This window comes from Streptomyces sp. NPDC088730 (genome assembly GCF_044751215.1).
Taxonomy (GTDB): domain Bacteria; phylum Actinomycetota; class Actinomycetes; order Streptomycetales; family Streptomycetaceae; genus Streptomyces.
On sequence record NZ_JBIVLK010000035.1, the window covers coordinates 1,949 to 5,252 of the forward strand.

Consider the following 3,304-nt stretch of genomic DNA (forward strand, 5'->3'; position numbering starts at 1 on the left):
AAGGGATCGGTCGGGTCGGGCACGCTGTTGGGTATCTGAAGGTACGGCCGTCATGGTCGTCCTTCGGTTGCCGGCCCCAGTGAACTCATCCGGTCAGGGTGGGGTGATGGGTGGCTGGTCGTTGTTTGAGAACTGCACAGTGGACGCGAGCATCTGTGGCCAAGTTTTTAAGGGCGCACGGTGGATGCCTTGGCACCAGGAACCGATGAAGGACGTGGGAGGCCACGATAGGCCCCGGGGAGCTGTCAACCAAGCTTTGATCCGGGGGTGTCCGAATGGGGAAACCCGGCAGTCGTCATGGGCTGTCACCCGCTGCTGAACACATAGGCAGTGTGGAGGGAACGAGGGGAAGTGAAACATCTCAGTACCCTCAGGAAGAGAAAACAACCGTGATTCCGGGAGTAGTGGCGAGCGAAACTGGATCAGGCCAAACCGTATGCGTGTGATACCCGGCAGGGGTTGCGCATGCGGGGTTGTGGGATCTCTTTTTCATAGTCTGCCGGCTGTGAGACGAGTCAGAAACCGTTGATGTAGGCGAAGGACATGCGAAAGGTCCGGCGTAGAGGGTAAGACCCCCGTAGCTGAAACATTAACGGCTCGTTTAAGAGACACCCAAGTAGCACGGGGCCCGAGAAATCCCGTGTGAATCTGGCGGGACCACCCGTTAAGCCTAAATATTCCCTGGTGACCGATAGCGGATAGTACCGTGAGGGAATGGTGAAAAGTACCGCGGGAGCGGAGTGAAATAGTACCTGAAACCGTGTGCCTACAAGCCGTGGGAGCGTCGCGCGCCGAGTTTACTCGGTGCGTCGTGACTGCGTGCCTTTTGAAGAATGAGCCTGCGAGTTTGCGGTGTGTTGCGAGGTTAACCCGTGTGGGGAAGCCGTAGCGAAAGCGAGTCCGAATAGGGCGGTTTAGTAGCGCGCTCAAGACCCGAAGCGGAGTGATCTAGCCATGGGCAGGTTGAAGCGGAGGTAAGACTTCGTGGAGGACCGAACCCACCAGGGTTGAAAACCTGGGGGATGACCTGTGGTTAGGGGTGAAAGGCCAATCAAACTCCGTGATAGCTGGTTCTCCCCGAAATGCATTTAGGTGCAGCGTCGTGTGTTTCTTGCCGGAGGTAGAGCACTGGATAGGCGATGGGCCCTACCGGGTTACTGACCTTAGCCAAACTCCGAATGCCGGTAAGTGAGAGCACGGCAGTGAGACTGTGGGGGATAAGCTCCATGGTCGAGAGGGAAACAGCCCAGAGCATCGACTAAGGCCCCTAAGCGTACGCTAAGTGGGAAAGGATGTGGAGTCGCAGAGACAACCAGGAGGTTGGCTTAGAAGCAGCCACCCTTGAAAGAGTGCGTAATAGCTCACTGGTCAAGTGATTCCGCGCCGACAATGTAGCGGGGCTCAAGCGTACCGCCGAAGTCGTGTCATTCCAGCATGTACCCCCAACGGGGGCTGGGATGGGTAGGGGAGCGTCGTGTGCCGGGTGAAGCAGCCGCGGAAGCGAGTTGTGGACGGTTCACGAGTGAGAATGCAGGCATGAGTAGCGATACACACGTGAGAAACGTGTGCGCCGATTGACTAAGGGTTCCTGGGTCAAGCTGATCTGCCCAGGGTAAGTCGGGACCTAAGGCGAGGCCGACAGGCGTAGTCGATGGACAACCGGTTGATATTCCGGTACCCGCTTTGAAACGCCCAGTACTGAATCAGGCGATGCTAAGTCCGTGAAGCCGGCCCGATCTCTTCGGAGTTGAGGGTAGTGGTGGAGCCGACGAACCAGACTTGTATTAGGTAAGCGATGGGGTGACGCAGGAAGGTAGTCCAGCCCGGGCGGTGGTAGTCCCGGGGTAAGGGTGTAGGCCGTGTGGTAGGTAAATCCGTCACACATTGAGGCTGAGACCTGATGCCGAGCCGATTGTGGTGAAGTGGATGATCCTATGCTGTCGAGAAAAGCCTCTAGCGAGTTTCATGGCGGCCCGTACCCTAAACCGACTCAGGTGGTCAGGTAGAGAATACCGAGGCGTTCGGGTGAACTATGGTTAAGGAACTCGGCAAAATGCCCCCGTAACTTCGGGAGAAGGGGGGCCATCACTGGTGAGGGAACTTGCTTCCTGAGCTGGGGGTGGCCGCAGAGACCAGCGAGAAGCGACTGTTTACTAAAAACACAGGTCCGTGCGAAGCCGTAAGGCGATGTATACGGACTGACGCCTGCCCGGTGCTGGAACGTTAAGGGGACCGGTTAGCTGACTTTCGGGTCGGCGAAGCTGAGAACTTAAGCGCCAGTAAACGGCGGTGGTAACTATAACCATCCTAAGGTAGCGAAATTCCTTGTCGGGTAAGTTCCGACCTGCACGAATGGCGTAACGACTTCTCGACTGTCTCAACCATAGGCCCGGTGAAATTGCACTACGAGTAAAGATGCTCGTTTCGCGCAGCAGGACGGAAAGACCCCGGGACCTTTACTATAGTTTGATATTGGTGTTCGGTTCGGCTTGTGTAGGATAGGTGGGAGACTTTGAAGCGGCCACGCCAGTGGTTGTGGAGTCGTCGTTGAAATACCACTCTGGTCGTGCTGGATGTCTAACCTGGGTCCGTGATCCGGATCAGGGACAGTGTCTGATGGGTAGTTTAACTGGGGCGGTTGCCTCCTAAAGAGTAACGGAGGCGCCCAAAGGTTCCCTCAGCCTGGTTGGCAATCAGGTGTTGAGTGTAAGTGCACAAGGGAGCTTGACTGTGAGACCGACGGGTCGAGCAGGGACGAAAGTCGGGACTAGTGATCCGGCAGTGGCTTGTGGAAGCGCTGTCGCTCAACGGATAAAAGGTACCCCGGGGATAACAGGCTGATCTTCCCCAAGAGTCCATATCGACGGGATGGTTTGGCACCTCGATGTCGGCTCGTCGCATCCTGGGGCTGGAGTCGGTCCCAAGGGTTGGGCTGTTCGCCCATTAAAGCGGTACGCGAGCTGGGTTTAGAACGTCGTGAGACAGTTCGGTCCCTATCCGCTGTGCGCGTAGGAATATTGAGAAGGGCTGTCCCTAGTACGAGAGGACCGGGACGGACGAACCTCTGGTGTGCCAGTTGTCCTGCCAAGGGCATGGCTGGTTGGCTACGTTCGGAAAGGATAACCGCTGAAAGCATCTAAGCGGGAAGCCTGCTTCGAGATGAGTATTCCCACCAACTTGATTGGTTAAGGCTCCCAGTAGACGACTGGGTTGATAGGCCAGATGTGGAAGCCCGGTAACGGGTGGAGCTGACTGGTACTAATAGGCCGAGGGCTTGTCCTCAGTTGCTCGCGTCCACTGTGTT

The 3,304-nt window shown here is 56.7% G+C and carries 1 rRNA gene; it reads left to right on the forward strand.

Going from position 1 to position 3,304, the window contains the following annotated elements:
• Window positions 1-157: 157 nt before the first annotated feature.
• A 23S ribosomal RNA gene (locus tag ACIP89_RS37735) occupies window positions 158-3,282 on the forward strand.
• Window positions 3,283-3,304: the final 22 nt, after the last annotated feature.